The 15,596-nt window shown below is 68.4% G+C and carries 17 protein-coding genes; 8 read left to right on the forward strand and 9 right to left on the reverse strand.

The window, feature by feature from the left end; genetic code table 11:
• Positions 1-81 precede the first annotated feature (81 nt).
• The 4 genes from A37U_RS0124370 to A37U_RS0124385 all read left to right on the forward strand — a co-directional run bounded on the left by A37U_RS0124370 (position 82) and on the right by A37U_RS0124385 (position 5,002).
• Positions 82-1,578 (forward strand): ATP-dependent DNA ligase, encoded by a 1,497-nt coding sequence (locus tag A37U_RS0124370; protein WP_020499288.1) that lies wholly within the window; start codon positions 82-84, stop codon positions 1,576-1,578.
• 108 nt (positions 1,579-1,686) lie between these two features.
• Positions 1,687-2,379 carry a TetR/AcrR family transcriptional regulator gene (locus A37U_RS0124375; RefSeq protein WP_026197552.1) on the forward strand — a complete coding sequence of 231 codons (693 nt, stop codon included), beginning with the start codon at positions 1,687-1,689 and terminating at the stop codon, positions 2,377-2,379.
• Positions 2,380-2,391: 12 nt separating this feature from the next.
• Complete coding sequence (locus tag A37U_RS0124380; protein WP_020499290.1) at positions 2,392-3,567, forward strand: cytochrome P450; 1,176 nt, start codon at positions 2,392-2,394, stop codon at positions 3,565-3,567.
• A 1-nt stretch (position 3,568) separates the two neighbouring features.
• Positions 3,569-5,002, forward strand: a complete 1,434-nt coding sequence (locus tag A37U_RS0124385; protein ID WP_020499291.1) for a GuaB1 family IMP dehydrogenase-related protein — start codon at positions 3,569-3,571, stop codon at positions 5,000-5,002.
• A 4-nt stretch (positions 5,003-5,006) separates the two neighbouring features.
• Here the strand turns inward: A37U_RS0124385 and A37U_RS45155 are convergent, their stop codons facing one another.
• From A37U_RS45155 to A37U_RS0124400, 3 genes are all read right to left on the reverse strand, one after another.
• Positions 5,007-5,645 (reverse strand): alpha/beta fold hydrolase, encoded by a 639-nt coding sequence (locus tag A37U_RS45155; protein WP_205623011.1) that lies wholly within the window; start codon positions 5,643-5,645, stop codon positions 5,007-5,009.
• Between the two features lie 191 nt (positions 5,646-5,836).
• Entirely contained in the window at positions 5,837-7,117 is a 1,281-nt protein-coding gene (locus tag A37U_RS0124395; RefSeq protein ID WP_020499292.1) for a PhoH family protein, read from the reverse strand.
• Positions 7,118-7,461: 344 nt separating this feature from the next.
• Positions 7,462-8,244: an isoprenyl transferase gene (locus A37U_RS0124400; protein WP_026197553.1), complete on the reverse strand. Its 783-nt coding sequence runs from the start codon at positions 8,242-8,244 to the stop codon at positions 7,462-7,464.
• Positions 8,245-8,366: 122 nt separating this feature from the next.
• On the opposite strand from A37U_RS0124400, the gene trhA reads away from it, so the two are divergent.
• Positions 8,367-9,044: a PAQR family membrane homeostasis protein TrhA gene (gene trhA / locus A37U_RS0124405; protein ID WP_020499294.1), complete on the forward strand. Its 678-nt coding sequence runs from the start codon at positions 8,367-8,369 to the stop codon at positions 9,042-9,044.
• A gap of 14 nt (positions 9,045-9,058) precedes the next feature.
• Here trhA and A37U_RS0124410 read toward each other — a convergent pair whose 3' ends face one another.
• Complete coding sequence (locus A37U_RS0124410; protein WP_020499295.1) at positions 9,059-9,256, reverse strand: hypothetical protein; 198 nt, start codon at positions 9,254-9,256, stop codon at positions 9,059-9,061.
• 110 nt (positions 9,257-9,366) lie between these two features.
• On the opposite strand from A37U_RS0124410, the gene A37U_RS0124415 reads away from it, so the two are divergent.
• Positions 9,367-9,945 (forward strand): TIGR03086 family metal-binding protein, encoded by a 579-nt coding sequence (locus tag A37U_RS0124415; protein WP_020499296.1) that lies wholly within the window; start codon positions 9,367-9,369, stop codon positions 9,943-9,945.
• On the opposite strand, the gene A37U_RS0124420 is transcribed toward A37U_RS0124415, so the two are convergent.
• From A37U_RS0124420 to mca, 5 genes are all read right to left on the reverse strand, one after another.
• The gene (locus A37U_RS0124420; protein ID WP_240437671.1) at positions 9,942-10,547 is read right to left on the reverse strand and encodes a GNAT family N-acetyltransferase; all 606 of its coding nucleotides are present in this window, start codon (positions 10,545-10,547) and stop codon (positions 9,942-9,944) included. The two genes, A37U_RS0124415 and A37U_RS0124420, sit on opposite strands and share 4 nt — an antisense overlap.
• Positions 10,548-10,577: 30 nt before the next feature.
• Positions 10,578-11,111 (reverse strand): hypothetical protein, encoded by a 534-nt coding sequence (locus A37U_RS0124425; RefSeq protein WP_020499298.1) that lies wholly within the window; start codon positions 11,109-11,111, stop codon positions 10,578-10,580.
• A gap of 71 nt (positions 11,112-11,182) precedes the next feature.
• Positions 11,183-13,165: a thioredoxin domain-containing protein gene (locus A37U_RS0124430; RefSeq protein WP_020499299.1), complete on the reverse strand. Its 1,983-nt coding sequence runs from the start codon at positions 13,163-13,165 to the stop codon at positions 11,183-11,185.
• Positions 13,166-13,187: 22 nt separating this feature from the next.
• The gene (locus tag A37U_RS0124435) at positions 13,188-13,511 is read right to left on the reverse strand and encodes a hypothetical protein (protein WP_020499300.1); all 324 of its coding nucleotides are present in this window, start codon (positions 13,509-13,511) and stop codon (positions 13,188-13,190) included.
• Entirely contained in the window at positions 13,508-14,386 is an 879-nt protein-coding gene (gene mca / locus A37U_RS0124440) for a mycothiol conjugate amidase Mca (protein WP_020499301.1), read from the reverse strand. Before mca ends, A37U_RS0124435 begins: the two co-directional genes overlap by 4 nt.
• A gap of 117 nt (positions 14,387-14,503) precedes the next feature.
• On the opposite strand from mca, the gene A37U_RS0124445 reads away from it, so the two are divergent.
• Positions 14,504-14,932 carry a DUF4307 domain-containing protein gene (locus A37U_RS0124445; RefSeq protein ID WP_157183011.1) on the forward strand — a complete coding sequence of 143 codons (429 nt, stop codon included), beginning with the start codon at positions 14,504-14,506 and terminating at the stop codon, positions 14,930-14,932.
• A gap of 165 nt (positions 14,933-15,097) precedes the next feature.
• Complete coding sequence (gene greA, locus A37U_RS0124450; RefSeq protein ID WP_020499303.1) at positions 15,098-15,586, forward strand: transcription elongation factor GreA; 489 nt, start codon at positions 15,098-15,100, stop codon at positions 15,584-15,586.
• Positions 15,587-15,596 lie beyond the last annotated feature (10 nt).

Here is a 15,596-nt window from a genome sequence, read left to right on the forward strand (position 1 = left end):
GCACGGCGAAAAGCGCGTGAATGGTGCCATTCACGCGCTCGTGCCCGGGCATCTGTCGGTGTACCGGTTCACAATGGCGTTGTGTTGTTCATCGATGTCGTCACCGCGTCCGCCACGATCGCGGCCACCAGGTCCCGGCGGGCCAAGATCGCCACACTGGCGGAGCTGCTGCGCGCCGCGGCCCCGGAGGAGATCGCCGTCGTCACGGCGATACTCGCGGGCACGCCGGTGCAGGGGCGGATCGGCATCGGCTGGCGCACCCTCGCCGACAATCGGACCGCCCCGGTGGCCGCGCCGGGGATCACGGTTCTCGAGATCGACGCGGGGATCAGCGAGCTCGCCGGGCTGAGCGGTTCCGGGTCCGCCGCCCGGCGCAGGGAGGTGCTCGGGAAACTGTTCGGCCGGTGTACCGAAGCCGAGCAGGAGCTGCTGTTCCGGCTGCTCACCGGCGAACTGCGGCACGGAGCGCTCGAAGGGATCATGACCGAGGCGATCGCGGCGGCCGCCGAACTACCCGCCGAGGACGTGCGCAGGGCCTTCATGCTGTGCGGTCACCTGGCCGAGACCGCCCGCGCGGCACTGGGCGGCGGCGCACCGGCACTCGCCGCGTTCGGGATCGAGCTCGGCCGCCCGGTGCGCCCGATGCTCGCCTCCCCGGGCACCGGTATCGAAGAGGCGATCCAGGAACTCGGCGCGGTCAGCATCGAGTACAAGCTCGACGGCGCACGGATCCAGGTACACAAGGACGGCTCGGATGTCGCCGTGTTCACCAGGACACTACGGGAGATCACCGCATCCGTGCCCGAACTCGTCGCCCTGGTCCGCGATCTTCCGGGAAACCGGTTCATCCTCGACGGGGAATCGCTCACGCTCACCGAGGAGGGCAAACCGCGGCCGTTCCAGGAGACGATGAGCCGCTTCGGAGCCGAATCCGAACGGGATGTGTTGCTGCGCCCGTACTTCTTCGACGTACTGCACCACGATGGCACCGATCTGCTCGACGAGCCGCTCCGGCAACGTCAGTCCGTGCTGCGTGAACTGGCGCCCGGGGACGTCATCACCGGAAGCACCGACCCGGCTGCGGCCACCCGGGTGTTCGACGACGCGCTCGCCGCGGGGCACGAGGGCATCGTGATCAAATCGCTGGACTCGGTGTACGCGGCCGGTCGCCGAGGGGCGAGCTGGCGCAAGATCAAACCGGTGCACACGCTCGATCTGATCGTGCTCGCCGCTGAATGGGGGCACGGTCGCCGCACCGGCACCCTGTCCAATCTGCACCTCGGCGCTCGCAACCCGGACGGCGGCGAACCGATCATGGTCGGCAAGACCTTCAAGGGGCTCACCGACGAACTACTCGCCTGGCAAACCCAGGCGCTGCAAGAGATCCAGCGCTCCACCGACGGCTGGACGGTGACCGTCGCCCCCGAGCTCGTGGTGGAGATCGCGCTCGATGGAGCGCAACGCAGCACGCGCTACCCTGGTGGGCTGGCGCTGCGATTCGCCCGTGTCGTGCGCTATCGGCCGGACAAGACACCAGGTGAGGCCGACACCATCGACGCAGTACGTGCCCTGCGCTGACCTGGCATTCCACTCCCTCTTGCCACCGCCCCAGGGAAGGCGTAGCTTCGGTCGTGACCAGATGAACGAATTTGGTCATACAGTCAGAAAGCGGGAATGGACACCGAGATGAACGCCAAGAGAGCCCGCGCCGATCAGATACTCGACGCCGCGGCCGAACTGCTCGTCACCGTGGGACATCGCAAGGTGACCATCGATGAGGTGGCCGAACGGGCGAACGTCGGTAAGGGCACCGTGTACCTGCACTGGCGCAGCCGCGACGAACTCCTGCTGGCCACGCTCGCGCGCGAAGGCGCCACGCTGATGGACGAGATCGTCGCGGCGGGACGAACCGATCCGGCGACCTTCCTGCCGCACCGGTTCTTCCGGCTGATCCTGCGCAGGGTACTCGACCGTCCACTGCTGCACGGCATATACACAATGGACAGTCAGGTACTCGGGAAGCTGTCCAGCACCGCGAGCGGAACGAACATCCGGAATATCAAGATCCTCACATTCGATGAGTACTTTGGTCTGCTCTCGGACAACGGGATCCTCCGTGCCGATCTGTCGGTCACCGCCATCACCTACGGCGTCACCGGAATACTCCTCGGATACGTGACCATCGATCCGATGCTCCCCGAGGAATGGGAGCTGACACCGGACGACAAGACCGACATCCTCGCCGAATCGATCCGCTCCGCATACGAAAACGAGCAGCCGGATCATGGGGCCCTTGCCGCTCTCGCGCCGAAACTACTCGTCCAGTTCGACGAGCTCGCCTCGTCCTACCGGGAATTCGTATACCAAAAGGCCAATTGAGAAAGGCCCGAAATGACCACCACAACGATGAGCTACCAGCAGATGCACGAATGGATGCACGGGATGCGCGAAAAAGCGCCCGTGCACTTCGATCGGGAATCGAATGTGTACGCCCAGGTTTTCGGTTACGCCGAGGCGTTCACCGCTCTCACCGAATACAAGGACTTCTCCTCGGACCTCAGCGACCTCAGCCCCGAGAAGCCGGAATTCGAACTGTTCCGGGAGGGAAGTTTCATCAACCTCGACCCGCCCGTGCACGACCAGCTGCGCGGCACCGTGAGCAAGGCGTTCACCCCCAAGGTGATCGCGGACCTCGAGCCACGGATCGCCACGGTCACCGACGAACTGCTCGAGCAGGCGGGCACCGAGTTCGACCTTGTCGAGCAGCTGGCCTATCCGCTGCCGGTGATCGTGATCGCCGAGCTGCTCGGCATCCCGACCAGCGACCGCCCGCTGTTCCGCAAGTGGGCCGATACCCTGCTCTCCCAGAACATCGCCGCGGACGATGTGGTCGACGATGCCCTCGTCGAGGCCGTTCTGCCGACCATGCACGAGATGAACGAGTACCTGCTCGACCACATTCGCAGCCGCCGACGCAATCCGGGAACGGACCTGACGAGCCACCTGACCCTCGTCGAGTCCGAGGGGCGCACCCTGACCGACAGCCAGATCGTCGGTTTCGTGGGGCTGCTGCTGATCGCCGGGCACATCACCACCACCGCCCTGCTCGGCAACAGTGCCATCCTGCTCGACGAGCGTCCGGAACTCCTGCCCGAACTCCGCGCGAACCGCGAGCTCGTTCCGCAGGCGATCGAGGAGTTCCTGCGCATCCGCTCACCGTTCCCCCGACTCGCCCGCAAGGCGCGGCACGACCTCGAACTCGGTGGCGTGACCGTGCCCGCCGGAACTCCCCTGCTGCTCTGGATCGCCTCGGCCAACCGGGACACCGCGCAGTTCAGCGCCCCGGACGCGCTGGACATCCACCGGCACCCGAACCGTCACCTGGCCTTCGGTAAGGGCATCCACTTCTGCATCGGCGCACCACTGGCCCGCCTGGAAGCGCGGGTGGCACTGAACCGCCTGCTCGACAAGTACTCCGGCCTCGCGGTCGCGGGCGAACCGCAGTTCTTCAACCCGATGAGCATCACCTCCGCCAAGTACCTCCCGGTCTCGGGTAGCCTGGCATGACGTGCAGCTGATTCAACGGCCAAGCCACGAGCTGACCTACGACGACGTCTTCCTCGTGCCGAACCGCTCCGCGGTCGCGTCCCGCTCCGATGTGGACCTCGCGACCTCCGACGGGACCGGCACCACCATCCCGATCGTGGCCGCGAACATGACCGCGGTCGCCGGGCGGCGCATGGCGGAGACGGTGGCCAGGCGCGGTGGCATCGTGATCCTTCCCCAAGACGTCGATTCCGAGGCGGTCGCCGAGATCGTGTCCTGGGTGAAGGCACGCGACACCGTCTGGGACACCCCGCTCACCCTCGCCCCCGGCGACGCGGTCGCGGACGCGCTGAACCTGCTCCCCAAACGCGCGCACGGAGCGGTCGTGCTCGTCGACGAGGGGAGCCGTCCGGTCGGCGTGGTCACCGAGGCCGCATGTGCCGGAGTCGACCGGTTCGCCCGGCTGGGCGATGTCGCCGATACCGACCTGCTCACCCTCGATCTGTCCACCAAACCGCGCGAGGTGTTCGAGCATCTGCACGGGCGCACCAACCGGATCGCGCTCGGGGTGGACACCGATGGCCGGCTCGCCGGGGTACTCACCGAGGTCGGTGCGCTGCGCGCGGAGCTGTACCGGCCTGCGCTCGACGCACGGGACCGGCTCCGGGTCGCCGCGGCGGTCGGGGTGAACGGCGATGTCGCGGAGAAGGCAGGCGCCCTGCTCGAGGCCGGAGTGGACACCATCGTGGTGGACACCGCGCACGGCCACCAGGAGAAGATGATCACCGCGCTGGGCGCGGTGCGGTCCTGCGCACCGACGGTTCCGGTGGTCGCGGGCAATGTGGTGACCGCGGCGGCGACCCAGGACCTCATCGAGGCCGGGGCCGATGTGGTCAAGGTCGGTGTCGGTCCGGGCGCGATGTGCACCACCCGGATGATGACCGGGGTCGGCAGGCCGCAGTTCTCCGCCGTTGCCGAATGCGCCGAGGCCGCCCGCGAACTCGGCAAGCACGTCTGGGCCGACGGCGGGGTGCGGCATCCGCGCGATGTGGCGCTCGCCATCGCCGCGGGTGCGGCGAACGTGATGATCGGCTCGTGGTTCGCCGGAACCTACGAATCCCCGGGCGACCTGCAGCGGGACGCCGAGGGACGGCTGTACAAGGAGTCCTTCGGCATGGCCTCCAAGCGGGCGGTCAGCGCGCGCACCAGGACCGACAGCGCCTTCGACCGGGCCCGCAAGGCCCTGTTCGAAGAGGGCATCTCGGCCTCCCGGATGAAGCTGGACCCCACGGCCCCCGGTGTCGAGGACCTCATCGACGGCGTCTGCTCCGGGGTGCGTTCCGCGTGCACCTACGCGGGCGCGGCCACCCTCGACGAGCTCACCGAACGCGCGGTGGTCGGGGTGCAGTCGGCGGCCGGGTTCGCGGAAGGGCGCCCGTTGCCGGGCGGCTGGTGACCCCTCACCCCGGGTGAAAGGCCAGGAGCACCTCGGCGATGGCTTCCGGATCGGCGACGTGTCCCTGACCGGCGAATGTCCTGTGCCTGGAGTGCGGGACGCTGCCGGCGATCGCGTCGGCGGCCGGGCCGAAGAACCCCGCGCCGAGTTCCCCATCGAGCACCAGGACCGGTCGGCTGATCGTGGCAAGCCGTTCGGTGGCGGGCGCCCCGGTGCCGAGACAGGTCACGTCGTAGACGAGCGTCGGGGCCAGTTCGAGCAGGCCCGGCCACATCGGGGTGTGCCGCGCCGCCTCGATCTGGTCCTCGGGTGAGCCCCAGTTCCGCATGGCGTGGACGAGCGCGCCTTCGGAGTCCCCGCTCTCGACCAGGGCGCGCAGCCGTTCGGCAAAGGCGTGCTGGTGGCGGGGCGCTCCCCCGGTCATGTCGTACGGCACCTCGTACACCGAGAGCGTGCTGACCGGAAGCCCCGCGGCCACCGCCTCGAGTGCGAGCGCACCGCCTGAGGAGACGCCGGGCAGGTGCGCGCTCCCACCCGCCTCGGACACCAGCGCGGGCAGGTCCTCGACCTCCCTGGCGAGGGCGTAGGGCGCGGTGTCCCCGCTCCCCCACGGCCCCGGCGCGCGTAGTTGAACACGGTGCACGAGCGCGCCGGTTCCTCAGCGAGCGGCACGTTCTCGGATCCGTCGTCCAGTGCCCGCCGACCAGGATCACAGCCGGACCCGAGACGGTGCGCACACAGCTGATCCGGGTGCCGTCCTTCGAGATCACCGTTGCCCTATCGATCCATCCCCCGTCCGGTCCCCGCGGCGCCGCGGGGACCGGACGGCGATGATCAGGGCGCGTCGTGCTCGAGCATCTCGGTCACCAGCGCGGCGACCGGGGAACGCTCCGAGCGGGTCAGCGTGATGTGAGCGAACAGCGGATGCCCCTTGAGCTTCTCGATCACCGCGGCCACCCCGTCGTGCCTGCCGACGCGCAGGTTGTCCCGCTGTGCCACATCGTGGGTGAGCACCACCCGCGATCCGGTTCCCAGCCGGGAAAGCACGGTGAGCAGCACATTGCGCTCCAGCGACTGGGCCTCGTCCACGATCACGAACGCGTCGTGCAGCGAACGGCCGCGGATGTGGGTCAGCGGGAGCACCTCGAGCATGCCGCGGTCGATGACCTCGTCGACCACGTTCTGGCTGACGAGCGCGCCGAGCGTGTCGAAGACCGCCTGTGCCCAGGGAGCCATCTTCTCGTTCTCCGCGCCGGGCAGATACCCGAGATCCTGGCCACCGACCGCGTACATCGGGCGGAACACGACCACCTTGCGATGCTTGCCCCGCTCGAGTACCGCCTCGAGACCGGCGCAGAGGGCGAGTGCGGACTTCCCGGTGCCTGCCCTGCCGCCGAGCGAGATGATGCCGACCTCGTCATCGAGCAACAGGTCGAGCGCGATGCGCTGCTCCGCGGACCGCCCGTGCAGGCCGAACGCCTCCCGGTCGCCGCGCACCAACCGCACCTGCTTGTCCGCGGTCACCCTGCCGAGTGCGCTCGAGGTGCCCGCGAGCAGCCGCACGCCCGTGTGGCACGGCAACTCGATCGCGTCCTCGAGGTCCACATTCCCCTCGGCGAAGAGGTCGTCGACGTCCTGCGGGGACACCTCCAGATCGGTCATCCCGGTCCAGCCCGAGGAGATCACGTCCTGTGCGTGGTACGCATCGGCGGACAACCCGACGGCGGCCGCCTTCACCCGGAGCGGGACATCCTTGGTGACCAGGGTGACCTCGGTGCCTTCCGCCGCGAGGTTCAGCGCGCAGGCGAGAATCCTCGTGTCATTGCCGTCGGTGCGAAAACCCGGCGGCAACACGGTCGGATCGGAATGATTGAGCTCCACCTGGACAGTGCCGTCCTCGTCGCCGATCGGCACCGGCGTGTCGAGGCGCCCGTAGCGCACACGCAGGTCGTCGAGCAGGCGTAGGGCCTCGCGTGCGAACCACCCCAGTTCCGGGTGGTGTCGCTTGGCCTCCAGCTCACCGATCACCACGAGCGGGAGCACGACAGCGTGTTCGGCGAACCGCTGCGGCGCCCACGGATCGGAAAGCAATACCGAGGTGTCCAGCACGTACATGTGCCGGGGCACAGGGGTTTCGGAAGCGTGCGGAGCAGTCACGAGCTCTCCCTTGCGAACGCGGCACCACGTCCGCTGATCGTTGGGGCGAGGCAGGCTCCGCAAGTCCGGGCGTCCCATCGAGGACACCCGGCCAGAGAGCCGGTGCCGGCCCCCTCGCGCTCGCTTGCACGTTTGCGGGCCTCCCGGCGAACCGATCTGGGCATCGATCCGTCACCCGCAAGCTACCCGTGATACGGGCCGTTCGGTACGTGCCACACAGGTGATTTCCCAATTCGTCATGTTCGGCTGCACTGTGTGTAACCTGACACGCGGAATTACCCTGGGTCACGCCCCGGAAAAGCCTAGGAACCGAAGCGACGGTGCCTGATCGCGTAATCGCGCATCGCACGCAGGAAATCGGTGCGCCGGAACTCCGGCCAGTAGGCCTCGGTGAACCAGAATTCGGAGTGCACCGACTGCCAGAGCATGAACCCGGAAAGGCGCTGCTCACCAGAGGTTCGGATGAGCAGATCCGGATCGGGCTGCCCGGATGTGTACATGTGCTCGGCGATGTGGTCCACGTCGAGCACCTCGGCGAGCTCCTCGATCGTGGTGCCCGCCTCCGCGTGCTGCTGGAGCAGTTTGCGCACCGCGTCCGCGATCTCCTGGCGGCCGCCGTACCCGACCGCGATGTTGACCTGCATCCCCGGCTTGTCCTGGACGATGTTGACCGCCTCGATGAGCCGGGTCGCGATCTTGGTCGGCAGCACATCCATCGCGCCGACCAGACGCATCTGCCACTGGTTGCGCGAACCGGACAGATCGTCGACCACGTCCGCGATGGTGTCCAGCAGCGGGCCGACCTCGGCCGAGTCCCGATTCAGGTTGTCCGTGGAAAGCAGCCAGAGGGTCACCACCTCCACCCCGGCCTCGTCACACCACTCGAGGAACTCCTCGATGTGCGCGGCACCGGCGCGGTGTCCATCGGCTACATCGGTCAGTCCGGCGCGGCGGGCCCACCGGCGATTGCCGTCGAGCACGATGCCGACATGCCGCGGCCGACGACTCGCCCCGTTGATCTGGGCGTGAAGACGCCGTTCATACAAGCCGTAGACGACATGCGCAACCCGCGATCGCAAACTCACGTCCGACGAGCTTACACCGCGCACGGCAAGCCGGGTCGAGAAATGGTTATGAAAACGTTCACTTTTGTAGCCCGGGTTGAATCCACAGGTGGCTCTCAGCATCGTTTCGTAGCCTTGTTCCCGTGACCGCAGCCTTCCCGTCGCGCACCCCGATCGCCTTCGAGCGCCCCCGCATGCGTGGCGTACTGCATGCCTGGTCGTTCTTCATCAGCATCGCCCTCGGTGCGACACTGATCTCCCTCGCCGCCGCCACCGTCTCCGGACTCGCCGCGCTGGCCACGTCCATCTACGGCGTCACCGTGCTCGCCCTGTTCGGCACCAGCGCTCTCTACCATCGGCGCACCTGGCGAAGCGAATTCGCCTACACCTGGATGAAGCGCCTCGACCACTCGATGATCTTCCTGTTCATCGCGGGCACCTACACCCCGTTCACCCTGCTCGCGATGGACCAGCCGACCGGATACATCATCCTCGGCATCGTCTGGGGCGGCGCACTCGCCGGGGTCGCGCTGAAACTCGCCTGGCCCACCGCTCCACGCTGGCTCGGGGTGCCCATCTACATCGCGCTCGGCTGGGTCGCCGTCTTCGTCTTCCCCCAGCTCGTGGAACACGCCGGGGTCGGTGCCCTCGTGCTGCTGCTCGTCGGCGGAGCCTGGTACACCCTCGGCGCGATCTGCTACGCCACCCGCTGGCCCAACCCGTGGCCACGCACCTTCGGCCACCACGAATTCTTCCACGCCGCCACCGTCATCGCGGCAATCTGCCATTACATCGCGATCTGGCTGGCCATGTACTCCTAGACAGAGGCTCCGCTCTAGGGACGGTTCCAGTGCTTGTCGGCCGGGACCAAAATGACCGCGAGGGCCAGGAAGATCGCGGCTCCCACGAAGAATCCGCCCACCGCGCACAGGATCGCGAGCAATGCCAGTGCGGCCAGCGCGAACCAGCAGAACGGGTCCAGTTTCCCGAATCGCTTTCTCCCGCTGCGTGTGCCGGTGGGTGTAGCCGCCATCTGTTTTCGCCTCCCGAAGCAGTCTGTCGCAAAAGGGGACGCGGCGACAGCTTTTGCGTGACGTGATTCGGCACCCGGTTTTTGTCGGTCACCCGGCCTACGATGCGCGCATGATCGACACGATGAACCGAATCGGCGCGGCGGCCACCGAGGCATTGGACCTGTTCATCGCGGCGGTGGAGCAGATCCCACAGGAGAACTGGGACAGGCCGTCGAATCTGGCGGACTGGACCGTTCGCGAACTGGTGGGCCATGCGACCGGGAGCGCGGCGAAGGTGGTGACGCTCATCGAGGGCGGGAAGCTGTGGAATCGGCCTTCGGAGCCCGCGGACTGGATCTGCGCGGACCTGGCGGCACGACTACGAGAATTGGCCGCCCGGCTGCGGGATGCCTTGCCGCACGCGGAATTGGACGCGCCGCGACCGTCCCCGGACGGCGAGGCTCCGCTGCACCGGGCGCTGGCTTTCCCGGTCGCGGACCTGGCCATGCACAGCTGGGATGTGCACCGCAGTCAGGGCAGGTCGGTGGAGCTCCCGGACGATCTCCTGGCGTTCTGCCGTGCCCTGACGGAGTCGATCCCGGAGGAGGTACTGCGCCAGCCCGGCAAGTTCGGCCCCGCGCAACCGGCCCCCGCGGACGCGTCCCCGACCACGCTGCTCATGACCGGGCTCGGCCGCACGGCAGGCTAACCGCGGCGGGGCGACCAGCCAGGCCCGCCGTCCGGGGAACCACGCAGCACGACCCCGGGAGCCCTGCCCAGCTCCAGGCCCATGCGCACATCGTCGAAGCGCTGTTCGCCCACCACGATGACGTTCGGATGCCGCCCCCATTCGCGGAAACCGAGCCGTTCGTACAGTTCGATGGCGCCGTGGTTGTTGCCGCGCACCCCGAGTGCGAGGGTTTCGAGGCCCGCGGTCCGCGCGCCGGCGATCAGCTCGGTGACCACGCGATCGCCGAGCCCGAGCCCGCGCACCCCCGGCCCGGCCATGATCTGGGCGAGATCGGCGGTGTACCGGAACGCGGGATAAGGACGCCGCCGCCAGCTGCCCATGGCCTCGACCCGCGCACCCGCGTGGGCGAGTACGAGTTCGGCGTCCCCGCGGGCGATGGCGGTATGCAGGTCTTCGAGCCAGTCGCGGGTCTGTTCGCGGCTCGGCGGCGCGGGGTGACCGACCGCGCCGCCGTCGAGCACGACCTCGCGGATGAGCCGGTTGACCGCGCCGACGAGTTCCCCGCCGAACTCGGCCGCGCCGTGAGCACTGTGCCGGGACAAGTGGATTTCCGTTGTCACACAAGGCATTCTGCCTCGGTGCACCGACAGTCAGTCGGCTTCGGGTCCCCGGTTGCGCAGTTCGTCGACCCGCTGCATGGCCTCGCGCAGTTCGGCGAGCCAGGATTCGGTGTGCTCGCCGACCAGTCGCACCGCCCAGGAAAGGGCATCGGAGCGGGATCGAGCGACCCCGGCGGAGACGAGCGTGTCGAGCACGATGCGTTCGGGCTGGCGCAGCCTGGTCATCACGGGCACGGCGAGGGAGGTGAACACTTCCTCGGTACCGCCGAGCCGCGCGCCCCAGGCGACCTTGCGGTGGAAACGGTGCTCGGCCTGCCGCGCGATGGAGATGCGCTCCTCGCGGGTCTGCTCCCGGAACCGGCTGACCCGCCCGGATTCCGCCGAGCTGCGGGCCGCCTCGTCGCTGAAGGTGTCCTCGAGCCCGGGAAGGGTGCCGAGCACGGTGATCTCTTCCCGGTCGACGGTGACCTCCGGGGTTCCGGTGAACCATTCATCGGGCAACCGACCGGCGAACCACGCGGCGACATCCTCGGTCGAGGGGGCTTCATCCCGTCTGCGTCCCATGCCAACCACACCCTTTGATTACATGATTACCGTGTAACAACCACGGTACTCGGTTTTCGGGCGTCCGGCGTTCACTCCTGGCGGACGAGCTGGTCACGCAGCTGCGCGGGGTCGGTGACGGGGCGGTCGCACACGAAGCCACGGCACACGTACGCGGTGGGGCGCCCCTCGAGCAGCGGCCGGTCCGCGAGCAGCGGGGTCTGGCCCGGCGCGCCGTGCACGACGACCGAGCCGCCGGCGGCCGTCTCGACCGCGGTCCGGTAGAGCTCCCGGTCCGCACCGACCACGGCGACCTGCACCGGACCGGCCAGCATCGCCTCGGCGACGCTCAGCCAGTGCCCGGCGAACCGGGGTGCCCGGCGCGCGAGCACCCCGGCCCCTTGCACGGCCTCCTCGGCGAGCCCGCGGTATCCGCGCTCCGGATCGAGCGCGGACGCGGTGAGCAGGGCCTCGGTGACCGCGGCCGCCCCGGACGGCGAGGCGTTGTCCCCCGGGTCGGCGGGCCGGGTGATGAGCCGTTCGGTGTCATCGGCGGTGTCGAACCAGGCGCCCTCGCCGTCCCGGAAATGCCGCACCGCGATATCGAGCAGGGCACCGGCCCGCTCGAGCCAGCCGGTCTCCCCGGCAACTTGGTGCAGGGTGAGCAGCGCGGTGGCCAGGCACCCGTAGTCGCCGAGCACACCGGCCGCGGTACCGGCGACCCCGTGCCGGGAGGTGCGCACCAGGCGGCCGTCGATCAGGTGCACCCGCATCAGGAACTCCGCGGCCCCAGTGGCCGTGGCGATCAGGTCGTCTCGCCCGAAAGCGGCCCCGGCCTCGGCGAGCGCGGTGATCGCGAGACCATTCCACTCGGTGACCACCTTGTCGTCGCAGGCCGGTTGCGGCCGGTTCGCGCGCGCGGCGAGCAGCGCGGTGCGCACCCGCTCGAACCGGTCCCGATCGGCGGGTTCCTCGGCAAGGCACAGGGTGGAGCTGCCCGCCTCGAAGGTGCCCTGTTCGGTCACCCCGAACAGTTCCGCGGCCCAGGCACCGTCCTCGGCCCCGAGCACCTCGACAAGCTGGGCGGGCGTCCACACGTAGGTCAGCCCCTCCACGCCATCGGTGTCCGCGTCGAACGAGGCCGCGAAGGCGCCTTCGGCGGTGCGCATCCCGGTGACCAGGAAACCCGCGGTCTCCTCGGCGATCCTGCGGGCCTGCGCCGAACCGGTCCGGCGCGCCAGATGGGTGTAGGCACGCAGCAACAGGGCATTGTCGTAGAGCATCTTCTCGAAGTGCGGGACCACCCAGTTCGCGTCCACGCTGTACCGCGCGAACCCCCCGGCGAGCTGGTCGTAGATACCCCCTTGGGCCATGGCTGAGCCGCAGCGCTGAACGAGGCGCAGTGCGTCCGCGGATCCGGTGCGCTCGTGGTGGCGCAGCAGGAACTCGAGCACCATCGAGGGCGGAAACTTCGGCGCGCCACCGAACCCGCCGGTCTCCGCGTCGAACTCGGCGGCGAGCGTGCCGAGCGCGGCGTCCACCGCTGCCTCGTCCACCTCGGCGCGAGGCAGCGGGGACGCGTGTTCGGCGAGCTTGCCGGCGATCGTGGCCGCCGACTCGCGCACCTCCGCAGCACGTTCCCGCCAGGCGTCCCGCACGGCCTCGGTCACCTGGCGGAACGAGGGCATACCCCGCATCGGGGCGGGCGGGAAATAGGTACCACAGTAGAACGGCTCCCCCTCCGGGGTGAGGAAGCAGCTCATCGGCCAGCCACCCTGACCGGTCATCGCCTGGGTCGCCGTCATGTACACGGCGTCCACATCCGGGCGTTCCTCCCGGTCCACCTTGATGCTCACGAAATGCGCGTTCAGGAAGGCGGCGAGATGTTCATCCTCGAAGGACTCGTGCGCCATCACGTGGCACCAGTGACAGGCGGCGTAGCCCACGGACAGGAACACCGGAACGTCCCGGCGCGCCGCTTCGGCGAAGACCTCGGGGCACCACGGCCACCAGTCGACCGGGTTGTCGGCGTGCTGGCGCAGATAGGGACTGGTGGCATCGGTGAGGCGGTTCATCTGCCCACCGTCCCATGAATGCCTAGGCGCCGCCGTTGTGCGCCGACTCCGGCTTGCCCGATTCCGCGGTCTCCTCCGGCTCGGCGGCGCTGTCCGACTCGGAGCCCGGGTCCGGCTCCGCACCGGACCCGTCCGCCTGCTCCTCCGGTTCGGCGAGGTTGCGCTGCGCCCGCCGCAGGTGCTTGGTCATCGAGCGCACCAGGAACACCACCGCGATGAGCAGCAGCAGCACGACGAGCAGGGCGACCGGGGATGCCTTGCCGAAGTCCGGCCCATTGCCCCCGGTCTGGTCGCCTGGCTGCTTGCCCGCGAGCACCAGCGCGGCGCTCATCGCGAGTGGGGTCATGCGCTCACCTTCTCCTCGATGCCTTGGAACAGATCGTCCTCCGGCAGCGTGGTGTCCACCACGGAGCGGGCGAGCTCGTACTCCTCGGTCGGCCACACCTCGCGCTGCAGGTCGTCGGGCACGGCGAAGAACCGGCTGTCCGGGTCGATCTGGGTCTCATGCGCGAGCAGCGCCTTCGACCTGGCCTCGAAGTAGTCCGCGCACTCGACCTGCGTCGTTACCCGTTCCATGATATCCGGCTTATCCGGATCCCACTTCGCGAGCCACTCCGCGTAAGGAGAGTCGACTCCCTTGCTGGTCAGGACCTCGTGAAAGATCTCGAGCTTCTTACGGGCGAAGCCGTGCGAGTAGTAGAGCTTCAGCGGCTGCCACGGCTCCCCGGTGCCGGGGAACCGCTCCGGATCGGCCGCAGCCTCGAAGGCCGCGACGGAGATCTCGTGGCAGCGGATGTGGTCCGGATGCGGGTAGCCACCGTTCTCGTCATAGGTGATCAGCACGTGCGGACGGAACTCCCGCACGATGCGCACGAGTTCCCGCGTGGACTCCTCGATCGGGACCAGCGCGAAGCACCCCTCCGGGAGCGGGGGCGGCGGGTCACCCTCGGGAAGGCCCGAGTCTTCGTATCCCAGCCAGCGGTGCTCGACCCCGAGGGCCGCCGCGGCATTGGCCATCTCGGTCTTGCGCAGCTCCGCCATGTTCTCCAGCACGCCCGGTTTGTCCATCCTCGGGTTGAGGATGTCCCCGCGCTCACCTCCAGTGCAGGTGACGACCATGACGTCCACGCCGTTCGCCGCGTACTTGGCGAGCGTGGCAGCGCCCTTGCTCGACTCGTCGTCGGGATGCGCATGCACCGCGAGCAACCGCAACTGCTCCATACCTACCTCGTATCTCCCTCGTCCCCAGGCTCGTCCATAATCACGGGACTTGCGGAGCAACGCCCGTGACCGCGTCCATTGTTCCGCACGCATCCGACAAGCAGTGTGGAGTCCCCCGTGAGTGAACAGCTTATGGCCGAGCGCTACGGCGTGAAAGCCAAGCACCGGCCGCGCTGGGTCCGCTCCCTCGTCGTGGTCCTCGTGCTGGTCCTCGGCCTGCTGGTGGCCTACATCGCCTACCGCAATCTCGGCGCGGACCCGATCAGTACCGAGGTGAAGAGCTTCTCGGCGAGCGGGCAGGACACGATGAACCTCACTTTCACCGTGACCCGCGACCAGGCGGACAAGGCGGTGGACTGCATCGTGACCGCGAACCTGCAGGACGCCACCGAACTCGGCCGCAGGGAGGTTTTCATCCCTTCCGGGGACAGCTCGCGGACGGTCACCGCGGCCATCACGACGGGCACCCGGGCGGCGACCGGCAAGGTCTATGGCTGCTCATACACCGTCCCCGAGTACCTCGGCAAGACCGGTCCGGATCGGTGAATCGATTACCGAAAACAAGCGACCGCTCGCGCGGTGCGTGCTATCCTGTCCGTTAACGCACGGCCCCAGAGTGGGCCGTGTTTTTGTAGTTCCTGGCTAGCTGGAACCGGGAACCCCGCTCATCCGCCCGGACGAGCAAGCACGCAAGAAAGAGGAGTGGTGACCATGAGCGACGAACAGGTGACCTGGCTGACCCAGGAGTCCTACGACCGTCTCAAGGCGGAACTCGACGAGTTGGTCGAGAACCGTCCGGCTATGGCCGCCAAGATCAACGCCAGCCGCGAAGAAGGCGATCTGAAGGAGAACGGCGGGTATCACGCCGCTCGGGACGAACAGGGTCAGCAGGAAGCCAGGATTCGTCAGCTCCAGGAGCTGCTGCGTACCGCGAAGGTCGGCGAGGTTCCCACGAAGAGCGGTGTCGCCGAGCCGGGTTCCGTGCTCACCGTTCGCTACGAGGGCGACAAGGACACCGAGGACTTCCTGCTCGCCACCCGGGAAGAAGGGGCGCACGACGGTATCGAGGTGTTCTCGCCCAGCTCGCCGATCGGCTCCGCGTTGCTCGGTGCCAAGGACGGCGAGACCAGGGAGTACGCCCTGCCCAACGGCAAGTCCATGAAGGTGACGCTGGTCAAGGCCGTGCCCTACAAGGGATAGGTCCACAGGG

This window comes from Sciscionella marina DSM 45152 (genome assembly GCF_000379465.1).
GTDB classification, from domain to species: Bacteria; Actinomycetota; Actinomycetes; order Mycobacteriales; family Pseudonocardiaceae; genus Sciscionella; species Sciscionella marina.

Excerpts from the sequence above, each read along its gene's own strand:
- A37U_RS0124375 (WP_026197552.1), top strand. The coding sequence starts at position 1,687 with ATGAACGCCAAGAGAGCCCGCGCCGATCAGATACTCGACGCCGCGGCC.
- A37U_RS0124380 (WP_020499290.1), top strand. The coding sequence starts at position 2,392 with ATGACCACCACAACGATGAGCTACCAGCAGATGCACGAATGGATGCAC.
- A37U_RS0124395 (WP_020499292.1), bottom strand. The coding sequence starts at position 7,117 with ATGTACGTGCTGGACACCTCGGTATTGCTTTCCGATCCGTGGGCGCCG.
- A37U_RS0124410 (WP_020499295.1), bottom strand. The coding sequence starts at position 9,256 with ATGGCGGCTACACCCACCGGCACACGCAGCGGGAGAAAGCGATTCGGG.
- A37U_RS0124415 (WP_020499296.1), top strand. The coding sequence starts at position 9,367 with ATGATCGACACGATGAACCGAATCGGCGCGGCGGCCACCGAGGCATTG.
- A37U_RS0124425 (WP_020499298.1), bottom strand. The coding sequence starts at position 11,111 with ATGGGACGCAGACGGGATGAAGCCCCCTCGACCGAGGATGTCGCCGCG.
- A37U_RS0124430 (WP_020499299.1), bottom strand. The coding sequence starts at position 13,165 with ATGAACCGCCTCACCGATGCCACCAGTCCCTATCTGCGCCAGCACGCC.
- A37U_RS0124435 (WP_020499300.1), bottom strand. The coding sequence starts at position 13,511 with ATGACCCCACTCGCGATGAGCGCCGCGCTGGTGCTCGCGGGCAAGCAG.
- mca (WP_020499301.1), bottom strand. The coding sequence starts at position 14,386 with ATGGAGCAGTTGCGGTTGCTCGCGGTGCATGCGCATCCCGACGACGAG.
- greA (WP_020499303.1), top strand. The coding sequence starts at position 15,098 with ATGAGCGACGAACAGGTGACCTGGCTGACCCAGGAGTCCTACGACCGT.